The sequence below is a fragment of the Pseudomonas sp. PSB11 genome (genome assembly GCF_014596605.1).
GTDB classification, from domain to species: domain Bacteria; phylum Pseudomonadota; class Gammaproteobacteria; order Pseudomonadales; family Pseudomonadaceae; genus Aquipseudomonas; species Aquipseudomonas umsongensis.
The window spans coordinates 193,535-217,581 of record NZ_NOIO01000005.1; the positions used below are offsets into that span (position 1 = coordinate 193,535).

Annotated in this window: 25 protein-coding genes and 2 pseudogenes; 16 read left to right on the forward strand and 11 right to left on the reverse strand. The window is 58.7% G+C overall.

Annotated elements, in window-relative coordinates; translation table 11 throughout:
* Positions 1-69: 69 nt before the first annotated feature.
* The 5 genes from CGA21_RS09055 to CGA21_RS09075 all read right to left on the reverse strand — a co-directional run bounded on the left by CGA21_RS09055 (position 70) and on the right by CGA21_RS09075 (position 5,066).
* Entirely contained in the window at positions 70-1,089 is a 1,020-nt protein-coding gene (locus CGA21_RS09055; RefSeq protein ID WP_110751291.1) for an NAD(P)H-dependent flavin oxidoreductase, read from the reverse strand.
* A 3-nt stretch (positions 1,090-1,092) separates the two neighbouring features.
* Positions 1,093-1,647, reverse strand: a complete 555-nt coding sequence (locus CGA21_RS09060) for a cytochrome b (protein ID WP_110751289.1) — start codon at positions 1,645-1,647, stop codon at positions 1,093-1,095.
* 54 nt (positions 1,648-1,701) lie between these two features.
* Positions 1,702-3,375, reverse strand: a complete 1,674-nt coding sequence (locus CGA21_RS09065; protein WP_188264040.1) for a cation acetate symporter — start codon at positions 3,373-3,375, stop codon at positions 1,702-1,704.
* Positions 3,372-3,686, reverse strand: a complete 315-nt coding sequence (locus tag CGA21_RS09070) for a DUF485 domain-containing protein (RefSeq protein ID WP_110751285.1) — start codon at positions 3,684-3,686, stop codon at positions 3,372-3,374. Before CGA21_RS09070 ends, CGA21_RS09065 begins: the two co-directional genes overlap by 4 nt.
* Positions 3,687-3,815: 129 nt before the next feature.
* Positions 3,816-5,066 (reverse strand): MFS transporter, encoded by a 1,251-nt coding sequence (locus CGA21_RS09075; RefSeq protein ID WP_188264041.1) that lies wholly within the window; start codon positions 5,064-5,066, stop codon positions 3,816-3,818.
* A 217-nt stretch (positions 5,067-5,283) separates the two neighbouring features.
* Here CGA21_RS09075 and CGA21_RS09080 point away from each other — a divergent pair, with 217 nt between their 5' ends.
* Entirely contained in the window at positions 5,284-6,312 is a 1,029-nt protein-coding gene (locus tag CGA21_RS09080; protein ID WP_110751281.1) for a D-cysteine desulfhydrase family protein, read from the forward strand.
* 218 nt (positions 6,313-6,530) lie between these two features.
* On the opposite strand, the gene CGA21_RS09085 is transcribed toward CGA21_RS09080, so the two are convergent.
* Positions 6,531-6,992: a hypothetical protein gene (locus tag CGA21_RS09085; protein ID WP_110751279.1), complete on the reverse strand. Its 462-nt coding sequence runs from the start codon at positions 6,990-6,992 to the stop codon at positions 6,531-6,533.
* A 307-nt stretch (positions 6,993-7,299) separates the two neighbouring features.
* Here CGA21_RS09085 and CGA21_RS09090 point away from each other — a divergent pair, with 307 nt between their 5' ends.
* The 7 genes from CGA21_RS09090 (at position 7,300) to CGA21_RS09120 (ending at position 12,032) form a co-directional block, all read left to right on the forward strand.
* Positions 7,300-7,980, forward strand: a complete 681-nt coding sequence (locus CGA21_RS09090; RefSeq protein ID WP_188264042.1) for a DUF3313 domain-containing protein — start codon at positions 7,300-7,302, stop codon at positions 7,978-7,980.
* 322 nt (positions 7,981-8,302) lie between these two features.
* Positions 8,303-9,118 carry a transcriptional regulator gene (locus tag CGA21_RS09095; RefSeq protein ID WP_110751275.1) on the forward strand — a complete coding sequence of 272 codons (816 nt, stop codon included), beginning with the start codon at positions 8,303-8,305 and terminating at the stop codon, positions 9,116-9,118.
* A complete protein-coding gene (locus tag CGA21_RS09100; protein ID WP_110751273.1) occupies positions 9,115-9,597 on the forward strand; it encodes a hypothetical protein in 483 nt (160 codons plus the stop codon). The genes CGA21_RS09095 and CGA21_RS09100 overlap by 4 nt, the downstream gene beginning before the upstream one ends.
* Before the next feature lie 109 nt (positions 9,598-9,706).
* Entirely contained in the window at positions 9,707-9,967 is a 261-nt protein-coding gene (locus CGA21_RS09105) for a hypothetical protein (RefSeq protein ID WP_188264043.1), read from the forward strand.
* 123 nt (positions 9,968-10,090) lie between these two features.
* Entirely contained in the window at positions 10,091-10,426 is a 336-nt protein-coding gene (locus tag CGA21_RS09110) for a hypothetical protein (RefSeq protein WP_179053694.1), read from the forward strand.
* Entirely contained in the window at positions 10,426-11,325 is a 900-nt protein-coding gene (locus CGA21_RS09115; RefSeq protein WP_188264044.1) for an AraC family transcriptional regulator, read from the forward strand. The genes CGA21_RS09110 and CGA21_RS09115 overlap by 1 nt, the downstream gene beginning before the upstream one ends.
* A gap of 206 nt (positions 11,326-11,531) precedes the next feature.
* Positions 11,532-12,032, forward strand: a complete 501-nt coding sequence (locus CGA21_RS09120; protein ID WP_110751265.1) for an outer membrane beta-barrel protein — start codon at positions 11,532-11,534, stop codon at positions 12,030-12,032.
* A 98-nt stretch (positions 12,033-12,130) separates the two neighbouring features.
* Here CGA21_RS09120 and CGA21_RS09125 read toward each other — a convergent pair whose 3' ends face one another.
* Both CGA21_RS09125 and CGA21_RS09130 read right to left on the reverse strand, forming a co-directional pair.
* Positions 12,131-12,469 carry a hypothetical protein gene (locus CGA21_RS09125; RefSeq protein WP_110751263.1) on the reverse strand — a complete coding sequence of 113 codons (339 nt, stop codon included), beginning with the start codon at positions 12,467-12,469 and terminating at the stop codon, positions 12,131-12,133.
* A 116-nt stretch (positions 12,470-12,585) separates the two neighbouring features.
* A complete protein-coding gene (locus CGA21_RS09130) occupies positions 12,586-13,104 on the reverse strand; it encodes a winged helix-turn-helix transcriptional regulator (protein WP_110751261.1) in 519 nt (172 codons plus the stop codon).
* Positions 13,105-13,202: 98 nt separating this feature from the next.
* On the opposite strand from CGA21_RS09130, the gene CGA21_RS09135 reads away from it, so the two are divergent.
* Positions 13,203-13,826, forward strand: a complete 624-nt coding sequence (locus CGA21_RS09135; RefSeq protein ID WP_110751259.1) for an isochorismatase family cysteine hydrolase — start codon at positions 13,203-13,205, stop codon at positions 13,824-13,826.
* An 8-nt stretch (positions 13,827-13,834) separates the two neighbouring features.
* The gene (locus CGA21_RS09140) at positions 13,835-15,400 is read left to right on the forward strand and encodes an aldehyde dehydrogenase (NADP(+)) (RefSeq protein ID WP_188264045.1); all 1,566 of its coding nucleotides are present in this window, start codon (positions 13,835-13,837) and stop codon (positions 15,398-15,400) included.
* A 7-nt stretch (positions 15,401-15,407) separates the two neighbouring features.
* Here the strand turns inward: CGA21_RS09140 and CGA21_RS09145 are convergent, their stop codons facing one another.
* Positions 15,408-16,475 (reverse strand): GGDEF domain-containing protein, encoded by a 1,068-nt coding sequence (locus CGA21_RS09145; protein ID WP_110751465.1) that lies wholly within the window; start codon positions 16,473-16,475, stop codon positions 15,408-15,410.
* 349 nt (positions 16,476-16,824) lie between these two features.
* On the opposite strand from CGA21_RS09145, the pseudogene CGA21_RS30360 reads away from it, so the two are divergent.
* From CGA21_RS30360 to CGA21_RS30220, 3 genes and pseudogenes are all read left to right on the forward strand, one after another.
* Positions 16,825-17,346: pseudogene (locus tag CGA21_RS30360) on the forward strand (Tar ligand binding domain-containing protein); the annotation flags it as partial.
* A 495-nt stretch (positions 17,347-17,841) separates the two neighbouring features.
* Positions 17,842-18,450, forward strand: coding sequence for a methyl-accepting chemotaxis protein (locus CGA21_RS30365; RefSeq protein WP_411157065.1), 609 nt, complete (start codon positions 17,842-17,844; stop codon positions 18,448-18,450).
* Positions 18,451-18,699: 249 nt separating this feature from the next.
* A pseudogene (locus tag CGA21_RS30220) lies at positions 18,700-18,786 on the forward strand (helix-turn-helix domain-containing protein); the annotation flags it as partial.
* 84 nt (positions 18,787-18,870) lie between these two features.
* On the opposite strand, the gene CGA21_RS09155 reads toward CGA21_RS30220, so the two are convergent.
* Together CGA21_RS09155 and CGA21_RS09160 are read right to left on the reverse strand one after the other, a co-directional pair.
* Complete coding sequence (locus CGA21_RS09155; RefSeq protein WP_046042517.1) at positions 18,871-19,068, reverse strand: YbdD/YjiX family protein; 198 nt, start codon at positions 19,066-19,068, stop codon at positions 18,871-18,873.
* Positions 19,058-21,127 carry a carbon starvation CstA family protein gene (locus CGA21_RS09160; RefSeq protein WP_188264046.1) on the reverse strand — a complete coding sequence of 690 codons (2,070 nt, stop codon included), beginning with the start codon at positions 21,125-21,127 and terminating at the stop codon, positions 19,058-19,060. The genes CGA21_RS09155 and CGA21_RS09160 overlap by 11 nt, the downstream gene beginning before the upstream one ends.
* Before the next feature lie 386 nt (positions 21,128-21,513).
* On the opposite strand from CGA21_RS09160, the gene CGA21_RS09165 reads away from it, so the two are divergent.
* The 3 genes from CGA21_RS09165 to CGA21_RS09175 all read left to right on the forward strand — a co-directional run bounded on the left by CGA21_RS09165 (position 21,514) and on the right by CGA21_RS09175 (position 24,015).
* Positions 21,514-22,881 (forward strand): cache domain-containing protein, encoded by a 1,368-nt coding sequence (locus CGA21_RS09165; RefSeq protein ID WP_110751251.1) that lies wholly within the window; start codon positions 21,514-21,516, stop codon positions 22,879-22,881.
* 28 nt (positions 22,882-22,909) lie between these two features.
* Entirely contained in the window at positions 22,910-23,542 is a 633-nt protein-coding gene (locus CGA21_RS09170) for a response regulator (RefSeq protein WP_020801265.1), read from the forward strand.
* A gap of 110 nt (positions 23,543-23,652) precedes the next feature.
* On the forward strand, positions 23,653-24,015 hold the full coding sequence (locus tag CGA21_RS09175; RefSeq protein WP_110751249.1) for a hypothetical protein: 363 nt from the start codon (positions 23,653-23,655) through the stop codon (positions 24,013-24,015).
* Positions 24,016-24,047 lie beyond the last annotated feature (32 nt).

Sequence of the window (24,047 nt, forward strand, 5' to 3'; positions counted from 1 at the left end):
GCGGTGGTTCAGTCGACATCCATTCTGGATGTGCTGTCGCCTTCGCGAGCAGGCTCGCTCCCACAAGGTTCACTGCCAGCCGAGTGTCCTTCTCTGCTCGTTCAGGAACCGTCCTGTCGCAGCGTAGTCCGTGACCTTTCTCTCGGTTACAGACAACTGATCCAGCCCGCACGCCAGCTCCGCCACCCGCTCGGCAGCCGGCACGACACTGTGGATCTTGCCCACCCCCTGCCCCGCATACAGCGACAGCTTCTGCGCCATCCGAGGCTTGTCAATCGCCCGGGCCCCGCCGCCGATAAAGCGCAGCAGGTTCCACTTGTCCCGATTGGGAATCACCCGGTGCGGCGTGCCGTAGGTCCAGCCGAACGAATAGCCGGTGCGGTACTCCGTGTCATCGGTAGTCGCCTCGATGATCTTCTGTTTGTACAGCGGATGGGCGTTGGACTCATCGGTGGCAATGAACGCCGTGCCCACCACCACCCCTGACGCGCCGAGCGACATCAGTGCGCGCACATCATCGCCGTGGACGATACCGCCGGCCGCCAGCACCGGCTTGCCCTCGGCGACAGCCAGGATCGAGGTCAACAACGGCATGATGCCGATCGTGCCGCGATTGAGGTGCCCACCGCTTTCACTGCCCTGGGCAATGATGATATCCGCGCCCTGGGCGATAGCGATGCGGGCCAGCTCCACCGACCCAGCTTGCACCATCACCAACAGCCCGGCGTCTTTCGCCCGGGGAATCATGTCGGCGGCATATTTCTCGGCATAGAACAGCGACAACAATTTGGGCTTCTGCTTGAGGATCACCTGGAACTGCGCTTCGAACACATCCGGCCCGCCGAACTGCGGCACCAGGTTCACCCCGAACGGCTGGTCGGTCAGTGCCCGTGTTTCCTCGATCCAGCGACGCAAGGCCAAAGGCGGCAGCCGCAACCCGCCGAGCACGCCCATGCCCCCGGCGTTGGCCACGGCCCCGACCAGTTTCGGGCCGGATATGGCCGCCATGCCGCCGAGAAATATCGGGTAGTTCACGCCGCAGAGCCGGGTGACGACATTACCCGAAAAAACCGTTTTGTCCTGTTTCATGACTCACAGCTCCACATGTTTGCCAAGCATCCGCTTGAGCGTGTTGTTCTTCAGGAGAAAGTGATTCTTCACCGCGCCGAACACATGCAATGCGAGCCCGGCGAGGAACGCCGAGGCGCCAATGTCAAACAACACATCGACCACATGCTTCAAGGTCGGGTTGGCCGGCAGGATGCTCGGAATCCACAACCCGCCGGGCAGTTCGACGACCTCGCCGGCAGCGGCCCGTGAAGCCCATACCGCGATCGGCAACAGCACCATCGCCAGGGCCAGCGACACCGCCACCGAGCGGCTGATGATCACTTCGATCGGGTTCGGCGTGCCTACCGGCAGCGGATGATAGGAGGTGATCCGCGCCCAGAACCGGTAGGACGAGACGAGGAACAGAATCAGCCCCAGCAGGTTTTGTACCCTGCCAAGCGCCAGTTGCTGCGCCTCGCTGGAGGCGTGGTCGTTCAACAGTTGCAGGCCGAAAATCGCCAGCAGCGAAAACGCCACGACCCAGTGCAGGGCAACGGTGATGGGTGAAAATCTCAGGCCATTGTCTCGTAGTTGCATGGCTGACTCCTTTTGCAGAATGCGCAGATCAGGAAAGGATGGACCGCGAAGGTCTTAGTGGTTGACCGCCTGCGCGGCGCCGAGCCCGGTCTGGGCGCGGATCAACTGATCATCGAAACGCTCGCGCTCGAGCACCGCGCCACGGCTGCGGTCAGTCACCGAGCCCAGCCAGGTGAACAGGAATGCCACGTTCATCGAGATGATCGCCGGGTAGTCATAGGGGAAGATCGCCTCGGCATTGCCCAGCACCTTGACCCACACCGCCGGCGAGAGAATGACCAGGCCCACCGCACTCACCAGCCCGGCGACACCGCCGATCAGCGCGCCCCGGGTGGTCAGCCCTTTCCAGTACATCGAGAGCACCAGGATCGGGAAGTTGACCGAGGCCGCCACGCCGAACGTCAGTGCAACCAGAAAGGCAATGTTCTGATCCTTGAACAGAATCCCCAGCACCACCGCGACGATGCCGATGCCCACCGAGGCAATGCGCGAAACGCGGCGTTCGTCCTTGGCTTCGGCCTTACCCTTCCTGACCACCATCACGTACAAGTCATGGGAGATCGCTGATGTGCCCGCCATGGTCAGCCCCGACACCACCGCCAGGATCGTCGCGAACGCCACGGCGGAAATGAAGCCCAGCAACAGGTCGCCACCCACGGCTTTGGCCAGGTGCATCACCGGCATGTTACTGCCGCCGATCAGCTTGCCCGCCAGATTGCCGGACTCGTAGAAGGCCGGGTCTTGCCCGACGATCACGATGGCCGCCAGGCCCAGCACGCCCACGATCAGGTAGAAAAAGCCGATGAAGCCCGTGGCGACGAACACCGATTTGCGCGCCTGCCTGGCGTCCGGCACGGTGAAGAAGCGCATCAGGATATGCGGCAGCCCTGCGGTGCCAAATACCAGCCCAAGCGCCAATGAGATCAGCGACAGCGGGTCGGCCACCAGTTTGCTCGGCAGCAGGATCCGCTCGCCATCACGGTGCGCGGCCACGGCTTTTTCAAACAACAGGTCGAAGGAAAAGCCGAACTTGCTCAGCGCCAGGAATGCCAGCAGCGTCCCGCCCACCAGTAGCAAACCGGCCTTGATGATCTGCACCCAGGTGGTGGCGACCATGCCGCCGAAGGTGACGTAGACCGCCATCAACAGCCCCACGGCAACCACCGCATAGTTGTAGGGCAGACCGAACAGCAGCTGGATCAACTGCCCTGCTCCCACCATCTGGACCACCAGGTAAAAGCACACTACCGTCAACGAACCGAAGGCTGTCATCGTGCGGATGCGGTTTTGATCGAGGCGGAACGAAGCGATATCGGAGATGGTGATGCGCCCCAGATTGCGGATGCGCTCGGCGAACAGAAACAACAGCAAGGGCCAGGCGACAAAGAAGCTGATCGAGTACAGCACGCCATCGAAGCCGTTGAAGAAGATCATGCTGGTGACCCCCAGCAACGCCGCCGCCGACATGTAGTCACCGGCCAGTGCCAGGCCGTTCTGGAAACCGCTGATGCCGCCACCGGCGGTGTAGAAATCATCCATGGATCGGGTTTTCGAGGCGGCCCAGTACGTGATGCCCAGGGTGGTCACGACAAAGACCAGGAACATGCTGATGGCGGTGATGTTGATCGGTTGTTTTTCGACGCCCTGGATAATGTCACCGGCCATGGCGCGAGCCGCGAATACGCACAGCAGTACGGGAAGCATGAGGTTCATGAGGATGCGTTTCATACGATGGCCCCCGCGCGGATTTCTGCGCTCAGGTCATCGAATTCACCATTGGCGCGATGGATGTACAGCCCGGTGAACAACCAGGCCCCGACGATGAACACGGCACCTAAAGGCCAACCGATGCTGATGATGCTGGTCGCGGAAAGTTTCGTCGCCAGCAACTGGGGGGCGAAAGCGGCGACGAGGATGAACGAGAAGTACGGGACAAGGGTTGCCGCGGTCAGACTGGCGACGAACCTTCGCTGCCGCGAGACCAGCTCCTTGTACCGGGGATGGTTGCGGATTCTGGCTGATTCGGTTGCATGGTTCACGTTGACTCCGTGTAGCAGTGGTAGCGTTATTGTTGTTCCACAGCCTCAGATTCAGACTCGATCCGCCACTGGCTGCGGTATCTGTGCCCTTTAAACCTATGCCCGGCACATGATCATGTAAAATGATCATTAATGATCCGGTTGATCGCTTTTGGTGAATCTACTACTTTGGATTTCTGCGCCACTTCTCACCCAGCCATTGATTCCGGCGCACAACATCAGCAGCGCGGCGGTCACCAGGAACACGTGGTGCAACCCGAAATGGGCGCCGATCTGGCCACCGATCAGGGGCCCGATCACCTGCCCGGAGAACTGCGCCGATTGCAGATAGCCAAGGATTTTCCCGCTGTCGTGATCCTCCACCGATTGCCGGATCAGCTTGGCAATCGCCGGCAGCAGCCCGGCTATGGTCATGCCCATCAGGCCGCGCAACACTGCCAGTTGCCACCACTGCGTAACGAATGCCTGGGGCACCATGACGATTGCCGTCAACACCAGGCATCCGATGATCACATTCCAGCTGCCGACCCGATCGGCCAGTGCCCCCAGCCTGGCAGCGGTCAGGATGCTGCCCAGCGCTGAACAGGCCATTACCACGCCGGCAATCTGCGCCTGATCATCAAAGGCCACGCCCAGATGACCGATGTAGACAGTGATGATCGGCTCGATAGACATGTTGGCCAGCAGCACCATCATTGCCGTCATCAGCAGTGCGCCAATGATCGGCCATCGAGAACCGGCACCTTCGACCGGGATTTTTTTGGCGCGTCGGGCCCCGTCCGAACTACGATCGAACGACTCACGAATCAGCACGATGGTGGTGATCGCCGCCACGGCGATCATCGCGCCGCCAACAAAGAAAGTGCCACGGATACCTACCCACTGCGGGAGGAATCCACCTACCAGCGGCCCGATCAAATTGCCGGACAACGCCCCCGTCGACAGCACGCCCAGTGCCCAACCGGCCTTTTCCCGTGGCACCTGGGAACCGATCATCACGATCGAAGCCGAGGCATATCCGCCGATGAGCCCGGCGATCAGGCGCAGCGCCACCAGATCGGTAACGTCCCGCGCCAGCCCGATCAGCGACATCACGATCGCCATGCCGATGGCCGCGCGGACCAGCATCGGTTTACGCCCAAAACGATCAGCCAAGCGGCCCCAGAGCGGTGCAGTGATCGCCGTGCCAAAGAATGTCGCGCCGAACGCTACCGCGGACCACTGCACCACATCGGCCTGCTCAGTGACGCCCAGTTGCTGCACATAGAGCGGCAGGAACGGCAACAGCATGCTCAGGCTCACCAATGTGGTGAACGAGCCGAATACACAAACAGCCAGGTTGCGACGCCAATAGACAAGATTGCGCTCGGCATAATTCATGGGACCAGGTACTCCGCAGGCGAATGGGCAGACCTTATCTCGCGCGAAGATATCTCGTGAAACGATTTATCAAGATCGCTGGCATCTGTATCAGAGATGCAACCGTTCATTACATGGTGTATCAACTGTAATTCCTTGCCGGTGGTATATCTTCGAACCAGAGCTTTTTACAGTGGTCGATGGCGTTCAAATTCCTTCACTCCACGAGCGAACCTTCATGCCCCACGACTTGAATCATCTTGATGCCGCGCTGGCCGCCTACCCACGGGTGGCCCTGCTCGAAGGCCCGACGCCGATCCAGAAACTGTCCCGCTTGAGCGACTTGCCCGAACTCAATGGCTGTCAGCTCTACGTCAAGCGCGACGACCTGACCGGTCTTGGCGGCGGTGGCAACAAACTGCGCAAACTGGAGTTCCTGCTCGGCGAAGCCTTGGCCGAAGGCGCCGACACACTGGTGACCTGGGGCGGTTTGCAATCCAATCACGCACGACTGACCGCGGCCGTGGCGGCCCGTCATGGCCTTGCCTGCGAGCTGATCCTGACACCCTCGGCCGTGCGCACCGATGACGACTTTTGCCACAACGGCAATGTGCTGCTGGATGCCTTGTTTGGCGCGAAGGTCCATCGGCTGGCTCGGGGTGTCTTGCCCGATGCCTACGCGACGCAGTTGGTCGACACGCTCAAGGGCCAAGGCAAGAAGCCTTTTGTGATGCCCCTCGGCGGGTCCAGCCCTCGGGGCAGCCTGGGTTATGCCGCCTGCGCAGGCGAGATCCTGCGCCAGGCGCAGGCGCTGGGGGTGCATTTCGAGCACATCATCGTGCCCAATGGCAGCGCCGGCACGCACTCAGGTTTATTGGCCGGCGTCACCCTGGCTGGTGCCTCGACGCAAATCCTCGGCTACTCGGTGCTGGCGACGGAGGATCAGGCCGCGACCACGACCCTGGAAAAAACCCGACAGGTCCTGCAGCTGCTTGACCGTTCCACGACGCTGGCCGACCACTCGATTCGCGTGGATGGCAGCCAACGCGGCGATGCCTATGGCGCGCCGACCGAAGCAATGCTCGAAGCGGTACGCCTGCTGGCGTCCCAGGAAGGCTTGCTCACCGATCCCGTCTACGGCGGCAAGGCTTTCGCCGGACTGCTCGCCGCGGTACGCCGGGGTGATTACCCGGCGGGGAGCAATCTGCTGTTTGTGATGACTGGCGGCATGCCGGGGCTGTTTGCCTACCGACGCGCCTTCGAGTAAGGGTTGCGTCGCAGGGTTTCGACATTCAGGTACAACCGTGAAAGTCAGGTCGGCTGTCAGGCCGCCTTCGCGGGCAAGCCTCGCTCCTACAGGTTTTTCCCAAGTGACGCACCGCATGGACGAAACCATAAGTGGCCGTTATCGCAGCAATGGATACGCACGCAAAAAAACCTCCCCAGGAAAATCCCAGGGAGGTTATTGACCGATGCAACTCGCAATCAGCTCTTCGCCTTGCTCATCTGGGTAAACAATTCCGTAGGCACTTTCTTGCCATTGGAGATGAACTGGTTGGTGCGGAATTTGTAAACCTCGCCTTCGGAGAGGAAACCGTCGTTGTTGGTGTCCATGGCCTTGAACTCTTCGCCGCCCTGCGGGGCCACGGTCAGCAGTTCCTTGAGCGAAACGCGGCCGTCGTGGTCGGTGTCGGTACGGGCGAACGAAGCATCGCCGCACTTGCCTTCACCGCACTTGCCTTCGCCGGCCTTGGTCACTTTGGCGCCGGTTTCTCCAGCGCCACACTTGCCTTCACCACATTTACCTTCACTGGTTTTTTCCGCCGAGGCCAGTTGATACCCCTGAGGCAGCGCGTCGGCGGCAAAAGCGTTCGAAGCGAGGTTGAGGCTGCCGGCCAGTGCAACAGCGATCAGGCCAATACGGGATTTGTTCGACATACGGGACATGGTGATACTCCGGATACTGTGGGCGGCCGAGCCGCGTGGGTCATTGCCAAAAGGGCGATAAGCCGAGGTGCGAGGCGCGGTTGCTTTCTCGCTTAGGCAGGGCTATTTGACGGCAACCGTGTATCCGGGGTGTATCCGGTTGCAGGGGCATTTGTAAGCCAGTCTGCGTTCGAGGGGGCTGGATACAGAGCGATACATAGGCCCCGCCAGCCACTCACGTTTGAGAGTTGTTGACGGTTATTGATTCGGATTATCCGGCCACGGCAGGCAATCTGATCGATAACTTTCATCACAGAGAACAGAACACATGAACATGTCGAATGGATGGATTGCCGGTATTGCCTTGAGCTGCGTGTTTCAGGTCGGTTGTGTCTCCAAAGTGGCGCAGCCGAATCAATACTCCGGCTTCCTCCCCAATTACGAGGGGCTGCAAGAGCAGACTACGCCGAGTGAACAGAAGGTACTGCGCTGGATGGCGCCAGGGTTTGATCCACACGCCTACTCCACGGTGGTGTTCGAGCAGGTAGCGCTGTACCCGGCGCCGAAACCGACCGAGCGCGTCAACCTGAAAACCCTGCAGGACGTACAGACTGCAGCCAGCAATAGTGTCAAGTCTGCCTTGAGCCCCTACTACACCATTGTCTCAAAGGTGCCACGCGCACCGGCCGATTCACGGACGCTGATCCTGCAAGCGGCAATCACCCACGTCAGCGCCAACAACGAAGGCATGCATTGGTATGAAGCCGTACCGATCGCCGCCATTGTCGGGGCGACACAAGCTGCCACCGGCCATCGCGATCAGACCGCCGAACTGTACCTGGAAGCCGACCTGGTAGATGCCAGAACCGGTTTGCCGGTCGCCAAGGTGGTTCGCAAGGTGTTCGGTGAAACCGTGAAAAATGCCAGCCAGCCAATTGTCGCCAATGATTTCAAGGTTGCATTCAAGGACATGACGAACGACATGCAAGCACTGCTGTCAGGGCAGTAACAACTCGCTCGAAACCCCATTGCGACGTTGAATGGCCTGCCATCCACTGTCACGGGATTGCTATGCGATGCAATCGAGCATGGGGTTTCGCAATACCGTTTAACTCGCAGTAACAGACCTTCCAATACCCCTGCCTTGCATTTTTCGGATAGCGCAGATCGCGCGCTTCGAGCATCATCACCGCCCCCGATTGAGCCTCCGTGGATTACCCGCGCTTGCCCGCTCATTGCCGTTCACTCCCCGACAAGAACGCACTGCGTCAAATCCGGCCTGTCAAAACCGTCTCTATACTCAGCCCGAACCACCTGAACGGAGGATACCCATGCGCTACGCCTTCAAATTGAAAAACGGTGCCATGGCCCTTTTCGATCCAGATACCGCTTTGCTTACCATCACCACAACCCATGGAGAAGTTCAAAGCTCTACCATCGGTAGAGCCGAATCGCGTCTACTGGACCTGCTGCTGATGGACCCCGGCCAGACCAAAAGCCGCGAGGAAATCATCGATTACACCTGGAATGACCGCGTCGTCGCCTCCGGCAGTTTGAACCAGGCCGTTTTCTCTCTTAGAAACCTGCTCAATGACAGTCGAGATCACGAAATAGTGATGACGGTTCCGCGCAGGGGTTATTGCTTCAACCGTCTCTATGTAATGGATGCACAGGCCGAGCTGCCGACACCTTCAGATGCAGCGGAACCTGTGCCCGCCCTTGAAGCGTTGGCGCCACAAAAACAAGGGCCTCTGCCGGTGCCTGCAGAGAAAACCGGAACATCAACTTACATTACAAAATTCCAGTTGATCGGCTATGTCTTGACCTTGGGAGTGTGTGCCTACACCGGCTTCCACTCCGGCTTCGACACACCGAAAGTTGAAGTTTCCAGCGCAAAACACAATGAGCTGGCCATCCATGCCGTAGGCCACAGTGTTGCGGAGGCAGAGGAACTGAGGGATCTTTCGATCGCACAAGTCAAACAACTTTCGCTCAATTTAAAAGGCGACGTTTGGCTAAACCTGTTTAAATCCAACTATTCCGTTTCGTGCATTCGCCCAGACCTGAGCACTGCAAACCTGCAATTGAATAGTGAGCAAAAAGACCTTGCGCTGATGATTCGGCAATGCTTGGAAGTCACCCTATGAAGTCAATGACACCTTCAACCGCACATTGGATAGTGCTTGCGATCATTAACGCCGCCTGTATTTTTTCTTTGTTGTACTCGCCTTCTTACTACATGGAAAATATCAGTTATCAAACCATAACCCGACAATGGCTGGAGGATTCGAATCAGCTCAACACTGAAGAGTATCTGACAATCGGCCACGGTCGGCTGACACAAACCACCCTGGAAAGCTTGAACGGAAAAATACGTAACGCGACTATTTCGGCGCAGGTTATCCGGGAAAGCAATCATCACGTCCAGATAAAAATCAATAACGTCAAACTGAGCCAGGACAACGAATTATTCGCCATCGAAAAAACTCCGGATCTGTTTTTCAGGCGTCAATTCATTCTTCAGGAAGGCACTATCCTAAACTACGAATTACTCCCTACCGCCGACAAAAACAGCGTGTGTTTTTATGTGCATGATGTCGGCCGCCTGCGCTGCATGAATCACTGAGGCACCTCAGCAAATCACACCATAACAAAAATAATAATTAGTGATTTGAATCTAGCACCCTCCCCCCATCAAGATCCCGCCTTTATCGTGTTCGCGAGCCGTCAAATCAATGATGACCAAGATCCTGGCACTTCTATCTCTAGCTGCCTTACCTTTTCATTCAATGGCGCACAATGAATACGCCATCGGCAGCACGGAAATCGAGCTCTACGAAATAGAACTGAGCCCGAACGAAAAAATAAAGTTGAAACACCTGAAAATCCATTCTGAAAATGAGCGCAATGAAGGTGACAGCGCGGTTGATGACTCATTGCCTCCCTCACAAAACATTGACAACGAGAGCGATGAGATTTCGCTGACTCCCGTTTGAAAATATGAATTTTTGACTTCAACAAACATCGTCAGCACAGGACTATCCGAAGGCAAAGCCGTGACAGTGATACGGCAGACACACTGCTCTGCCTGAAAAATCATCAACAAGGAAAGCACCTCAATGCTGCTTAAAAACCTCGCAAGCGTATCCTTTGGTGTATTGCTTTCTCTCAAGGCCTGGGCCGACGACAAGGAACACTACAAGGCCGACCTGACGCGCATTGAAAGCAACGAAAACAAGCTGATCGAAGAACAATCAAGTTACAAGATTTGTACCGATTATCGCGTGGATGATTTCTTTGCCTTTAATGCCTCAGCCCTTGGCCCGTCAAACCAGTCAGCCATCTTTGGCTCGAAAATAGCGCCATGCAAGCTTCAGAGCCTGGTGGAGTTATCCACGAGCGACACGTACGTTTTTGCTGCGGCACTGGAGCTCATGCGGGAGTCCTCGACGTGATGAGCATCGCCCCCTCAAAGCACGAAGCACGCCAGCGTGCGGATAAAATCATGCAGGATTGCAGGCGCCAATGCAGTCGACTGCACTTTGATTCAGCTGTCACGCTGATCGGTTTTGTGCCTCATGACTGTGTCACCTTGGCCATATCCCAATCTACGATTAGTCGACCCACTGTCAACAACCGTGAATTGCGGCCTAACGAAATAATCGTGTTATACAGCGGCGAGTTTGTACGCTACACCTGCGAGCCAAATGAAACCTTGTTTACCCTGACCACAAATGTAGAACATTACCAACAGTGCGTCGCAAACCATTCATTGATCGACGTCCTGGCAAATCGACAGGCATACCGCTTCCAGGTTGCCAATTTCAAATTAGTGCAATCGGCCATTGACGTTTTCAATGCTTACTTGACCTCCCCCCATGAATCTCCGTTGAAACAGCGCAACCGCCATGAACACTCATTTAATGAAGATGCATTGCTGGTTGCCCTGATACGGGCCCTGACACCCGTTGGCCGTTGCGCACTGAGGCCCCCGACCAGAAGGAGGATCGCGACAGAGGCAATTGAGTACATTCATCAAAACCCAAACAAGCCATTGAACATGAAGGTGCTGGTAAAACAACTGCAAACCACCACTCGCAGCCTGCATCATGGTTTCGTTGAAACATTCGGCACTTCGCCGATCGCCTACATCAGAAACCTGAGACTCGCCCATGTCCGCCGAGACTTGATCCGCAACACCTGGCCTACAGTCACTGAAACAGCAATGCATTGGAATTTTCATCATCTGAGCCGATTTTCCAAGGCGTATCAGGACGCTTATGGCGAGACGCCCTCAGAAACGTCCAGGCGTAACCGAACAATGCTGGCAGCGCCAAAAAATAACAATCAATGATTTTTAACTTACTCACTGAGTGGCCAGGATGGCTTCGGTCTACTCAAGGGGATAAGCATGCGCTATCGATTAAGTACGCTGCCACTCAAACAGAAAATCATCCTGTGCCTTGCCGCTTATTTATGTGGCGTCGCGTTGGCCTGGATGATTGACGCCTATTAACGCCGTGCATCACCACCCATAACCCGTATAAGGACCCACCTCACATGCTACTTCGAAATCTTGGCTTCGTATCGCTGCTTTCGTTACTGTCTTTTCAGGCGCTCGCCGATGACAAAGGTTTATACCTGGGCGCCGGCGTCAGCAATATTGAAACCGACAAAACCCATTTGAGCGATGACGACTCCAGCTACAAGGTTTTCGCAGGTTATCGTCTCAACAGCTATCTGGCCTTTGAGGGCGCCTTCGTGGATCTCGGCCAGTTCGAGGACAAGGAACTTGATTTTGACGGTAAATCCGTCCAGGCCAGTGCCCATGTCGGATTTCCGGTAGGAGATCGGGTGCGTATCTTCGGCAGTGTCGGTGCACATGCCTGGGATGCGGACGGCAATGCTGCCGACGATGATACGGGCGTCGACCTGACCTACGGTGCCGGCGTTGAATTCGATGTATTTCGCAATATCGGTATCCGCGCGGAATATGAAGTACTGGAAGTCGGCAACATCAACCTGAATCAAACTACGGCCTCTGCTTTCGTTCTCTTCTAACACCCACTTCAATTGAGCGGCCATGTGGGTCGCTCAACCTTAATGTCATCGAAGGTATTGGCTTCCCACTACTGGTCGTGCCCACGCCACGGGGCTTTTCAAAGGCACTCCTGGGCCGCACGTTCGAGTCGTGATGGCCCGAATGTCGAGGCCAGCAACGTGCGTTCGTACAGGAACACCTTGCCGCCGTTCGAGACCTTGTACGCCTCAAGCACATCGTCGGCGGCGACTTTGCTCGAAACGACGATTCGATAGCTGCGCTGGGTTTGCGAGATCGTCGCGCTCAGCGCGTTTTCCTGCAGTTTCGGCAAGACACAGTGGGCGTAATCCGCCGGTGCCTTTTTCGTTTGCAGCGTCAGCGTCGGATCATTGGGGGCCGAGGCGCACCCCGACAGCAGCAAGGGGGCGATCAGCGCCAGTCGAGTCAACATCTTCATCACAGGGTTCCACAAGCGTTTTCAATGCACGCCATGTTCCTTGTTTGCCGGCCACAACAGAACTTGTGATGGATGATGATCACTATCAGTGCAACGAATAGTAAAAGACGTCGCCTTTACTCTGCGGATTTGGCCACCGGCTTGCGCTTGAAGGCCTCGCGTCGTTCCTGGCGTTCCAAGGCATAGGCTGCACTCGGCTCGCTGACCAGCTCGTCGCGCCGCAACAATTCACCGCAATGCTCGCACAGCGGCCCCAGCCCGGCAGGCTGCCCGCAACGCTGGTGGGTGTAGCGCACGGCCAAGCCCTCCTGTGGCGACTTGCACCAGGTTTCACCCCAGGCACGTAATGCCAGGACCACGGAATAAAACGCCTGCCCCTTCGCAGTGAGGTGGTACTCGTAGCGTGGTGGCCGCTCGCTGTAGGCGCGGCGTTCGACCATTTCGTCAGCCTCCAGGCTCTTCAGGCGAGCCGCGACCATCTGCGGGGTACCGCCCGTCTGCGCCTGGATCTCATCGTAGCGATGATTGCGCATGAACAACTCGCGCAACACCAGCACGGTCCAGCGATCGCCGACGACGTCCTCGGCCCGGGCAATCGGACACAAGGTTTCAGGACTAGTCTTTTTTAGCGCCATACGGGCTTGCCTCTTTCCAAGTAACTATGATTATCATATCAACACGCTGCCAAGCAAGCCAATGGCATCGCTCAGCCCATTTCACTGGAGCACTCATCATGTCCAACACGCCTTACCCGCTGGCTCGAACCGCCTACCTGCTGGTCGATCCCTACAACGATTTTCTGTCTGAAGGCGGCAAGATCTTCCCCCTGCTCGAACCGATCGCGCGGCAAGTCGGCCTGCTCGACAATCTGCGCACACTCGACCGAACGGTCCGCGCCCTCGACATTCCGGTGTTCATCGTACCGCACCGGCGCTGGGAACAAGGTGACTACGAGAACTGGGACCACCCAAGTCCTACTCAATGCAAGATCCAGCACATGCACCATTTCGCGCGCGGCGAATGGGGTGGTGAATGGCATCCTGATTTCGCGCCCCAGCCAGGCGATATCGTCGTCCAGGAGCATTGGGGATCGAGCGGCTTTGCCAACACCGACCTGGATTTTCGCCTGAAGCAGAAAGGCATCACCCACGTGATCATCGTCGGCCTGCTGGCCAATACCTGTATCGAGGCCACCGCCCGTTACGCTCAGGAACTGGGCTACCACGTCACCCTGGTGCGCGACGCCACCGCCGCTTTCAAACCGGAAATGATGCACGCCGCCCATGAATTGAATGGCCCGACCTTCGCCCATTCGATTGTGACGACCGAGCAACTGATCGCCACCCTCAAGCCGTGAGCACGCCCATGAAACTGACTGGAAACCTGTTACTCGGCGCCAACGAAGTCCCCGCCAGCGCGGGGACGATGAAAGCGCTCAACCCTGCCACCCATCAACTGATCGAGCCGAATTTCGCCTTCGGTGGCGCAGTCGAAGTGGACAGGGCCGCAAACCTTGCCGACGCCGCCTTTGACCACTACAGCCATACCTCGCTCGCCGAGCGTGCGGCATTGCTGGAGCGCATCGCCGACAATCTTGATGTGGTCGCCCAGCCGCTTGCGGCACGGGCCGCGCTGGAAACCGGCCTGCCCGAAGCGCAGCTGCTGGGTGAAGCGGCCAAGGCCGCCACCCAGTTCCGCCAATTCGCCGAAGTGGTGCGCAGGGGCCGCTTCCTCCAGGTGGCCATTGATCCGGCCCAACCCGAGCGCCAGCCACGCCCGCGCATGGATCATCGCCTGCAAAGTATCGCCCTCGGCCCGGTGGCGGTGTTTGGCGCAAGCAATTTCCCCATCAGCTATTCGGTGGCCGGAGGCGACACCGCCGCGGCGTTGGCGGCGGGCGCGACGGTGATCGTCAAGGCCCACAACGCACACCCGGGTGCCTCGGAAATCCAGGCACGGGCCATCTGCCAGGCGGTGCAAGACAGTGGCCTGCCTGAAGGCGTGTTCTCGATGGTGCGCGGCGCCGGCAACGCGATCGGCGAAGCCTTGGTCGATCACCCGTTGATCAAGGCGGTGACCTTCACCGGCTCCGAACAAGGCGGCATGGCGTTGTATCGCCGGGCGCAACTACGCCCTGAGCCGATCCCGGTGTTCACCGAGATGGCCAGCGTCAACCCCACGTTCATCCTGCCCCAGGCACTGGCCGAGCGTGGCGCACAGATCGGCGACGGTTTTGTCGAGCGCATGCTGGTCAACGTCGGGCAAGCGTGCCTAAAACCGGCGATCCTGATTGCCATCGCAGGGCCCGGATTCGAACCCTTGCGCGCTGCCATGATCGATCGTGTGGGGATGGCACCGGCACGTCCGATGCTGACGCCTGGCATCCACGGGTCTTACTTGAACGGTCTTGACAAGCTGCAAGGCGCCGGTGCCACGCCTGTCGCCGAAGGCTCGCCCGCTACGGGGGCGCTTGATGGCCAGGCCGCCTTGCTTGAGGTTGACGGCCAGCGTTTTCTTAGCGAAACGGCCCTGGCCCAGGAGGTATTCGGCCCGGCAGCCCTGCTGGTGAAGGTCGAGGATGAGGCGCAAATGTTCGCGGTCGCCCGTGCCCTTCGCGGTCAGCTCAGTGCCGCCATGCACCTTGAAGAGGAGGACCAGGGACTGGCCCGTCGCTTGCTGCCGATCCTGGAACGGCGCACCGGACGGATTGTCGTCAATGCCTTCGCCCACCCGCAGGAGGTGTCTTTCGCCAGCGTGCACGGCGGCCCCTTCCCGGCCTCGTCGGACAGCCGTTTTACCTCGGTGGGCATGACCTCCATCGAGCGCTTCCTTCGGCCGGTGTGCTATCAGGGCTTCCCCGATGCGCTGCTGCCGGAGGCACTGCGCGACGGCAATCCGCTTGGTGTGCCGCGCAGCGTCGAGGGTCGATAATCCAGCTCTAAGGCTGCGATACCGCGCTGTCCCGCAGGGCATGCACCTGGTTGCGTCCGTTGCGTTTCGCCTGGTACAGCCCGTCATCGGCGCGTGTCAGCAGGGTTTCCAGGTTGTCACCGGTCTGTGCGAGGGCCACACCGAAGGATGCGGTCACGGTGTCCAGCACGGTGTCGGTGCCACGCGCCTTGATGCGCAAGGACTGGACCTTCAGGCGCAGGTGCTCGGCGAAGGCGCAGGCACTGCCCAGGTCGGCGCAATCGGGCAGGACCACGCAGAACTCTTCGCCACCGTAGCGCGCGGCGAAAGCAGTGGCTGGCAACGCGCCGCGCAGCACCTGGGCGACATGCTGCAGGACTCGGTCGCCCAGCGGGTGACCGTACTGATCATTGAATTGCTTGAAGTGGTCGATATCCAGGATCACCAGGGCCACCCCGCCGGAAGCCTTGCCCAGCGCCTGCTCCAGCAGGCGGGTGAACGCCGTGCGGTTGAGCAGTTCGGTCAAGCCATCGAGGGTCGCGGCCAGTTGCGCGCGTTGCAGTTTGTCGCGCAGGGTCTTGATTTCATCCTGCGCCGAGTGCAGTTGCGCGAGGAAGTGCTCCTGCTGGCTCTGCATCAAACGGGTGCTCTGCTGCAGCTCGCTCAAGATACCCGGCAGGCGGTCGCTGGCCGGTTCGTCGAGCAGCTCCAGGCACTGCCCAAGACGGTTCTGGAACGTGAGACTGCCCTGCACGCTGCGCGAGACGTCGCGCTCCATGCCATCGACCAGGTTGATGACCTGATGCTGCTCTGCACGGGCATCCTCGAGCTCATCACGAATGATGTACTGGCGGAACAGCCGGGTCGCAGCCTCTGGCGGGCAACCGTCGAAGTCTCTGACCACCCGGTCCAGGTGGCGAATGAGTTCCGGGTCCTGACCCTTGCTGTAGGTGTACCAGAGTGCGTAGTGCACGGGATTGGGCGGGATGTTATGGCGAACCATCAGGGGCACGGCCTGCTTGAGCAGGACCGCCGCCTCGCGGGAGTCTTCCGGATACAGCGCTAGGATATTCGCACGCGTTTCTGATGAGCTCATGTCGTCACTGTGGTCGTTTATCATTGGCGTTTCGGACTGTGCGCTGAGCATACCGATACGCCTGAAAAACGGCTATCCCGGTTTGCCTGCAATCCCGGTTTTGTTGCGATCAGCAGCCGCACACCAGGGTCCCTCACAGGCCAGTGTTCCCGGTTACCCGCAAGCTGCCTGTGTGAAAAATCCTTCGGCGCGCTCTGTCAGATCGCTCTAATTCGTCAATTCCTGCCGGTAACACCGTGCTTTTCCTGGCTGCCCCAGCACACGATATCAATGTGCCATGTGCACAGGATGGAGCATAACGCTCAACTTCAATTGCTGACTGGACAAGTCGACTGAGGAATACCGGATTATGGAAAGCTGGAAAATCAGGACTCACCTTCTACTGCTGACTACCGCTTTATTACTGGGATTATTGTGCGTCGGCGGCCTTGGACTCCTGGGCATGCAATCGGCGGTGCGCAGCCTGGAAACCGTCTATCTCGATCGAGTCGTGCCCTTGCGGGACCTGAAGAAAATCGCCGACCTGTATGCAGTGAACATCGTTGATGCCACCCACAAGGCACGTAATGGCAACTTTACCAAAACGGACTCGCTGAGCCGGATCGATCAGGCACAGAAAGAAATCGATCTGACGTGGCAAGCCTACAAATCGACGCAACTGATTGCCGCAGAAACCCGCCTGATCGCGCAGATCGATCCACTGATGGCCGCCACCCGCGGTCCGTTGCAAAGTTTGCTGGGCATTCTGCGCCAGAACGACGACGTGGGTCTGGCGCGTTTCTCGATCGAGCAGTTGTACCCGCTGTTCGACCCCTTGTCGGACAAGTTTGCCGAATTGATCGAGGTTCAACTGCTGGAAGCCAGGAACCAGTTTGAGCAAAACCATATCGCCTACACCGCCAATCTCCGGCTCTGCTTGTTGATTCTCCTGTTGGCGACGCTGGCCGGCGCGGCCTATTCATGGTTCTTTTCCAGACAGCTGGGCCTGCAGCTCGGCGCCGAACCTGCTGAGCTGGCCGCTATCAGCTCGAACATCGCCCATGGAAAACTGGCTCGCACCCAGGATGATCGGCAGGAACCTTCAACCGGTGTCTTGCATTCCGTCCAGGCGATGCGTCATAGCTTGAGCGACATGATCGGCAAGATTGGCCAGGCCTCCGAACAGATCGAAGTGGCCACGCTACAACTGTCCGCGTCCTCGGAACAGGGTCTGAGCAGTGCCGCCCTGCAAAGTGAAACTGCTTCATCGATGGCCGCCACGGTGGAAGAGCTTTCCGTGAGTATCAATCACATCGCCGACAATGCCTGCCAGGCCCAGAGCACCGCGCACAAAGCCGGTGAAATCACCGACGAAGGCATGGCGGTGATGCATGCGTCCATCGAGGAAATGCAACAGATTGCCGATCTGGTGGCCCAGAGTTCGGTGGACATCGATCAACTGGCGATTCAGTCGAACAATATCAGCCTGATTGTCGGTGTGATTCGCGGCATTGCCGAGCAGACCAATCTCCTCGCCCTCAATGCCGCCATCGAAGCGGCACGCGCCGGTGAACAGGGTCGCGGCTTCGCCGTGGTCGCCGATGAGGTGCGCAGCCTTGCCGCGCGCACCGCCCAGTCCACTACGGAAATCGTGACCTTGGTCAATGCCATACAAAACGGCATGGTCAAAGCGAAGGACAGCATGGCTGCCGGTTGTGAGCGTGTGACCCAAGGCCAGAAACTGGTCGCAAGCGCCGGGCAATCCATGGGGCGGATCAAGGGGGCGCTGGATGAATCCATTGCAGCCGTGAGCTTCATTTCCCTGTCATTGCAGGAACAGCGCGCAGCGAGTGATCAGGTCGCCAGCAATGTGGAAAAAGTCGCGCAAAGCGTGGAAGAGAATGCAACGGCCCAGGGCGCAATTGTGCGAACGACCCAGGAGCTCAAGGCGATGTCCGAAAGACTGGGGACTATGTTGCAGCGGTTCAGTCTGTAGCTGACGCTCACCTGAGTTGTGTTGTGTTGTGTTGTGTTGTGTTGGCCGAGTACATATCCATTGCTGCGGTAACGGCCACCTATGGTTTCGCCCTTACGGCGACTCCCTTTTTCAAACGCCGGAGTGCCGGCCCAGCAAAAAGGAAGCAAAAGGCTTTGCCGGTATGACTCACCCACATAGGTAACAAAACAGTTCAAGCACATAGGTAACAGTTTTTAACTGGCACTGGTCGATTCCGAGGATTTGACCATGCCGTGGCGAGAGCTCAAACCTATGGACCTGAAAGTGATGTTCATTGCCGACTATCTGTCCGGTCGACTTAATTTCAGCCACCTTCGCGAGCAAGCTCCCACATCTGAACTGAACACGTGAAATCCCAAACAAAAAACCCGGCTGGTTAGGCCGGGTTTTTTCATTCTTTCAACAACACTTCGGTCCCGCCTTGCTGCCGTAGCGGGCCTCCTGGCGTTCCCGAAAGAACGCCTCATAGTCCATCACCGGCTTGTCCGGGTGCTTGTTTTGCATGTGCTCGACGTAGTTGTCGTAATCGGGCATACCCACCATCAGGCGCGCGGCCTGACCGAGGTATTTACCCAGGCGACTCAGGTCATTGAACATGATCAGGCATCGGCAGCGCGTGGAACGGCGCTTCCTTGTCAGTACGTTCCTTGGTGCCCCAGGCGGCGACACCGACCTTGAGTGCGAAGAACAGGATGCTGAACACGACGAACAGGAACAGCGCGGTCAACGTGGCGTTGGTGTAGGCGTTGAAGATCACGTGCTGCATCTGGTCAATGCTCTTGGCCGGGGCCAGCACCTGACCATTGGCCAACGCATCGCTGTACTTCTTCGCCAGGGCCAGGAAGCCGATGGCCGGGTTGGCGTCGAACAACTTGATGAAGCCGGCGGTGGTGGTGCAGATCAGCAACCACACGGCGGGCAACAAGGTGACCCAAACGTAGCGCTGCCGTTTCATCTTGATCAGCACCACGGTGCCGAGCATCAGCGCGATACCGGCCAGCATCTGGTTGGAAATGCCGAACAGCGGCCACAAGGTGTTGATGCCGCCCAGCGGATCGATCACGCCCTGGTACAGCAGGTAGCCCCACATGGCCACGCAGCCGGCGGTGGCGATCAGGTTGGCGGTCCAGGACTCGGTGCGCTTGAGCGATGGCACGAAGGAGCCGAGCAAGTCCTGAAGCATGAAACGCCCGGCGCGAGTACCGGCGTCCACCGCGGTCAGGATGAACAGCGCTTCGAACAGGATCGCGAAGTGGTACCAGAACGCCATGGTGTTTTCACCCGGCAGCACGTGGTGCAGGATCTGCGCGATACCCACGGCCAGGGTCGGCGCACCGCCGGCACGGGCCAGGATGCTGGTTTCACCGATGTCCTTGGCCACCGCTTGCAGGGCTTCGGGAGTAATCGCAAAGCCCCAGCTGCTGACGGTCTGAGCAACCGAAACCGCATCGGAACCCACAATGGCCGCAGGGCTGTTCATGGCGAAGTACACGCCCGGATCGATCACCGAGGCAGCCACCATGGCCATGATCGCCACGAAGGATTCCATCAGCATGCCGCCGTAACCGATATACCGGGCATGACCTTCACTGGCGAGCAATTTTGGCGTGGTGCCAGAAGCGATCAGCGAGTGGAAACCCGATACCGCGCCACAGGCGATGGTGATGAACAGGAACGGGAACATACCGCCCTTCCACACCGGTCCCGTGCCATCGACGAATTGGGTCAGTGCCGGCATTCTCAGCTCGGGCATGGTCACCAGGATACCGATGGCCAAGGCGACGATGGTGCCGATTTTCAGGAACGTGGAGAGGTAATCACGGGGTGCCAGGATCAGCCAGACCGGCAGAACGGCAGCCACGAAACCGTAACCGATCAGCATCCAGGTGATCTGCACGCCGGTGAAGGTAAAGGCCTTGGCCCACACCGGGTCAGTGGCAATCTGCCCGCCCAGCCAGATCGAACCCAGCAGCAGGAACACGCCGATGATCGAGATTTCACCGATGCGCCCCGGACGGATGTAGCGCATGTAGATGCCCATGAACATCGCGATCGGGATGGTCGCCATCACCGTGAACATGCCCCACGGGCTCTCGGCCAGGGCCTTGACCACGATCAGCGCCAGCACCGCGAGGATGATGATCATGATCAGGAAGCAGCCGAACAGCGCAATGGTCCCGGGGATGCGGCCCATTTCTTCGCGGACCATGTCGCCCAGCGAACGACCATTACGGCGGGTGGACATGAACAGGACCATGAAGTCCTGCACGGCACCGGCCAGCACCACGCCGGCAATCAGCCACAGCGTGCCAGGCAGGTAGCCCATCTGCGCCGCCAATACCGGACCGACCAGCGGTCCCGCGCCGGCGATGGCCGCGAAGTGGTGACCGAAGAGTACGTGCTTGTTGGTCGGCACGAAGTCCAGACCATCGTTGTTGAGCACAGCGGGCGTGGCGCGATTGGGGTCCAGTTGCATCACTTTGTTGGCGATGAACAGGCCGTAGTAGCGGTATGCAACGAGGTAGATGGCGACGGCTGCAACGACGATCCACAGGGCGTTGATCGCTTCGCCGCGGCGCAGGGCCACGACACTCAGCGCAATCGCTCCCAGGACAGCCACGGCAAACCAGGCGAGGTGTTTAGCCAGACGGGGCATAGAGGGTCTCCTGCCGACAGCTCGTGACTGCGGCGGTAATTTTTATAATTGTGTCCGCTGTGCGGAGCTGGGCCAATATCCGCGCATGTCGTCCACAAATAAATCCGCGTTACTACGTACGCGCCGTCTACGTAGTTCTACGTAGAACACACTGATCTGCTATTGAAAATTCGGCCCCTTGTGGGAGCGAGCCTGCTCGCGAAAGCGATCCGTCAGACGACATGGATGTTGAATGACCGATTGTTTTCGCGAGCAGGCTCGCTCCCACAGGGGATTGCGTTTCAATGGGCGGGCATCCCCGCCATCAGTCATTCCGTCCAGCAACGCTACAGTCCTGGGGTATCTTTGGCATATGATGCCGGCCCCTCGCGCGGGCAGGAGCAACCATGCAGCTCAAACACAAGATCGTCGCCCTCGGCATTTTGCCGCTGGTGCTGGCCATTGCGGTCATTTGCGCACTGGTGATTTCCCTCAATCGCCAGCTGGGTGATCAACAGGCGCAGCTGATCGAAGACAGCATCCTGATGAGCAAGCGCGCGGAACTGAAAAACTACGTCGAAATGGCGAAAAGCCTGATCGAGCCGCTGTACGACAATGGCCAGGGTGACGCACGCGCCCAGCAACAGGTGCTGGAGGAACTGCGCAAGCTCAGCTTTGGCATCAATGGCTATTTCTTCGTCTACGACCATGAAGGCCGCAGCCTGATGCACGCGCGCCAGTCGGAGCTGGTGGGCAAATACCTGTGGGACATGAAAGACCCACACGGCCTGCCGGTGATCCAGGCGCTGCTCAAGAGTGCGCAATCGGGCGAAGGTTTCCAACGCTACGCCTGGAACAAACCCTCCTCCGGCCAGGTGACCGACAAACTGGCCTACGTGGTCATGCTCGATCGCTGGGGCTGGATGCTCGGTACCGGCATTTACCTTGAAGATGTCGAGCGCGCCACCCAGCAAGCCCGAGCCGAAGTGGCCCAGGGCATCCGCAAGACCATGATGGCGATTGCGGTGGTTGCGCTGGTGGCAGTGCTGTTTGTCTTCGCCACCGGCATGACCCTCAATGTCAGCGAACATCGCTTGGCGGACAAGAAACTGCAGCGCCTGACCCAGCGGATTGTCAGCCTGCAGGAGGAGGAGCGTTCGAGGGTGTCCCGCGAGCTGCACGACGGCATCAGCCAGGTGCTGGTCTCGATCAAGTTTCAGTTCGAACTCGCCAGCCACTTGCTGGAAAGCGGGCAAACCCACGACAAGGGCTTGGGCGCGTTGAGGGATGCCACCGCGCGCCTGGGTGATGCGATCGGCGAAGTGCGCAGCCTCTCCCACGACTTGCGCTCATCGTTGCTCGATACCCTCGGCCTGTCGGCGGCAATCGGTCAACTGGCCGCTGAGTTCGAACAGCGTAGCGGCCTTACCGTGACCTATGACGACAATGAGTTCGACTGCCAACTGGTCGACGGCGCAGCAGTCTCGTTGTTTCGCATCGTCCAGGAAGGCCTGACCAATATCGAGCGCCACGCCCGGGCCAGGCACGTATCCATTACGCTGCGCGGCTGCGAACAATCGGTGCGGCTGACGGTGGTCGACGACGGAGTTGGTTTCAACGTCGCCCAGGTCGAACGTCGCCACGTCGGCATTGGCTTGCGTAATATTCGTGAACGCGTCGAACATTTTGGTGGCCGCTTCGAACTGATCTCGACGCCCGGACGCAGTGAGCTGGATGTTCTGCTACCGATGAAGCTGCCCGCCAGCAAACGCTGATGCCCCAAAATCAAGAGTGAAGCCTGCAATGAACCTGCCCTCCCCGATCCGCGTCGCCTTGGTCGACGATCACGCCCTGGTCCGCGACGGAATAAAGGCGCTGCTGTCCGTCATGGCCCCCCTGGAAGTGGTGGGCGAAGCCGAAAGTGGCGCCGAGGCCATCGAGATGGTCGGGCGCTGCCAGCCCGACCTGCTGCTGGTCGACATCAGCCTGCCGGACATCAACGGCCTGGAACTGACCCGCGTGCTGCGCAGCCAGTACCCGTCGCTAAAGGTATTGGTGCTGAGCATGTACGACAACTATGAGTACGTGAGTGAATCACTGCGCTCGGGCGCCAGCGGCTACGTGTTGAAAAATGCCCCATCACGGGAAATCATCGCGGCCATCGAAGCCATCTCCAGCGGGGGGACCTTCTACAGCGCCGACATCGCCCAGCGACTGATCGCTGACAAAAACACCGACAACGAACTGACCCCCCGTGAAAGCCAGGTTTTGTCGAAGATGGCGCAAGGGCTGAACAACAAGGAAATGGCGCGGGAACTGGATATCAGCGTGCGCACGGTGGAGACGCACCGCTTGAGCATTCGGCGCAAGCTCAACATCGACAAACCGGCGGCGCTGGTCAAATACGCGATCGATCACGGACTTATTTCGCGTTAACGATCATTGACTGCGTCAATAGTCACCATTAACTCAATGAAGTTCTCTTAAAAACTCCACGGCGTAACATCAGCTCCATACCAACCAACAACACCCCGGAGCACACGATCATGAAACGCCAAACCCTCCTCAGCATCGCTTTCTCGCTTTTCGCAGTTAACGCTTTTGCCGCTACCTCTGTTCAGCCTGTCGTGGCTGAAGGTGGCTCGGATCGTCTGATTGAAAGCCGGGTGGCCGAGGGTGGTTCGGATCGCTTGATCGAGAATCGTGTGGCCGCCGATGGTTCGGATCGTTTGCAAGGCAACACCGTCGCCGCCGATGGCTCTGACCGCCTGCAAGGCAACACCGTCGCTGCCGATGGCTCGGATCGCCTGCAAGGCAACACCGTCGCTGCCGATGGCTCGGACCGCCTGCAAGGCAACACCGTCGCTGCCGATGGCTCGGACCGCCTGCAAGGCAACACCGTCGCCTGAACCCATCGCTTCACCGCACCCACAAAAAGCCC

What these genes read in the sequence shown, in the direction of transcription:
- CGA21_RS09055 (WP_110751291.1), bottom strand. Translation starts at nt 1,089, where the DNA reads ATGAAACAGGACAAAACGGTTTTTTCGGGTAATGTCGTCACCCGGCTC.
- CGA21_RS09060 (WP_110751289.1), bottom strand. Translation starts at nt 1,647, where the DNA reads ATGCAACTACGAGACAATGGCCTGAGATTTTCACCCATCACCGTTGCC.
- CGA21_RS09065 (WP_188264040.1), bottom strand. Translation starts at nt 3,375, where the DNA reads ATGAAACGCATCCTCATGAACCTCATGCTTCCCGTACTGCTGTGCGTA.
- CGA21_RS09075 (WP_188264041.1), bottom strand. Translation starts at nt 5,066, where the DNA reads ATGAATTATGCCGAGCGCAATCTTGTCTATTGGCGTCGCAACCTGGCT.
- CGA21_RS09080 (WP_110751281.1), top strand. Translation starts at nt 5,284, where the DNA reads ATGCCCCACGACTTGAATCATCTTGATGCCGCGCTGGCCGCCTACCCA.
- CGA21_RS09085 (WP_110751279.1), bottom strand. Translation starts at nt 6,992, where the DNA reads ATGTCCCGTATGTCGAACAAATCCCGTATTGGCCTGATCGCTGTTGCA.
- CGA21_RS09090 (WP_188264042.1), top strand. Translation starts at nt 7,300, where the DNA reads ATGAACATGTCGAATGGATGGATTGCCGGTATTGCCTTGAGCTGCGTG.
- CGA21_RS09095 (WP_110751275.1), top strand. Translation starts at nt 8,303, where the DNA reads ATGCGCTACGCCTTCAAATTGAAAAACGGTGCCATGGCCCTTTTCGAT.
- CGA21_RS09100 (WP_110751273.1), top strand. Translation starts at nt 9,115, where the DNA reads ATGAAGTCAATGACACCTTCAACCGCACATTGGATAGTGCTTGCGATC.
- CGA21_RS09105 (WP_188264043.1), top strand. Translation starts at nt 9,707, where the DNA reads ATGATGACCAAGATCCTGGCACTTCTATCTCTAGCTGCCTTACCTTTT.
- CGA21_RS09110 (WP_179053694.1), top strand. Translation starts at nt 10,091, where the DNA reads ATGCTGCTTAAAAACCTCGCAAGCGTATCCTTTGGTGTATTGCTTTCT.
- CGA21_RS09115 (WP_188264044.1), top strand. Translation starts at nt 10,426, where the DNA reads ATGAGCATCGCCCCCTCAAAGCACGAAGCACGCCAGCGTGCGGATAAA.
- CGA21_RS09120 (WP_110751265.1), top strand. Translation starts at nt 11,532, where the DNA reads ATGCTACTTCGAAATCTTGGCTTCGTATCGCTGCTTTCGTTACTGTCT.
- CGA21_RS09125 (WP_110751263.1), bottom strand. Translation starts at nt 12,469, where the DNA reads ATGAAGATGTTGACTCGACTGGCGCTGATCGCCCCCTTGCTGCTGTCG.
- CGA21_RS09130 (WP_110751261.1), bottom strand. Translation starts at nt 13,104, where the DNA reads ATGGCGCTAAAAAAGACTAGTCCTGAAACCTTGTGTCCGATTGCCCGG.
- CGA21_RS09135 (WP_110751259.1), top strand. Translation starts at nt 13,203, where the DNA reads ATGTCCAACACGCCTTACCCGCTGGCTCGAACCGCCTACCTGCTGGTC.
- CGA21_RS09140 (WP_188264045.1), top strand. Translation starts at nt 13,835, where the DNA reads ATGAAACTGACTGGAAACCTGTTACTCGGCGCCAACGAAGTCCCCGCC.
- CGA21_RS09145 (WP_110751465.1), bottom strand. Translation starts at nt 16,475, where the DNA reads ATGAGCTCATCAGAAACGCGTGCGAATATCCTAGCGCTGTATCCGGAA.
- CGA21_RS30365 (WP_411157065.1), top strand. Translation starts at nt 17,842, where the DNA reads ATGCATGCGTCCATCGAGGAAATGCAACAGATTGCCGATCTGGTGGCC.
- CGA21_RS09155 (WP_046042517.1), bottom strand. Translation starts at nt 19,068, where the DNA reads ATGTTCAATGACCTGAGTCGCCTGGGTAAATACCTCGGTCAGGCCGCG.
- CGA21_RS09160 (WP_188264046.1), bottom strand. Translation starts at nt 21,127, where the DNA reads ATGCCCCGTCTGGCTAAACACCTCGCCTGGTTTGCCGTGGCTGTCCTG.
- CGA21_RS09165 (WP_110751251.1), top strand. Translation starts at nt 21,514, where the DNA reads ATGCAGCTCAAACACAAGATCGTCGCCCTCGGCATTTTGCCGCTGGTG.
- CGA21_RS09170 (WP_020801265.1), top strand. Translation starts at nt 22,910, where the DNA reads ATGAACCTGCCCTCCCCGATCCGCGTCGCCTTGGTCGACGATCACGCC.
- CGA21_RS09175 (WP_110751249.1), top strand. Translation starts at nt 23,653, where the DNA reads ATGAAACGCCAAACCCTCCTCAGCATCGCTTTCTCGCTTTTCGCAGTT.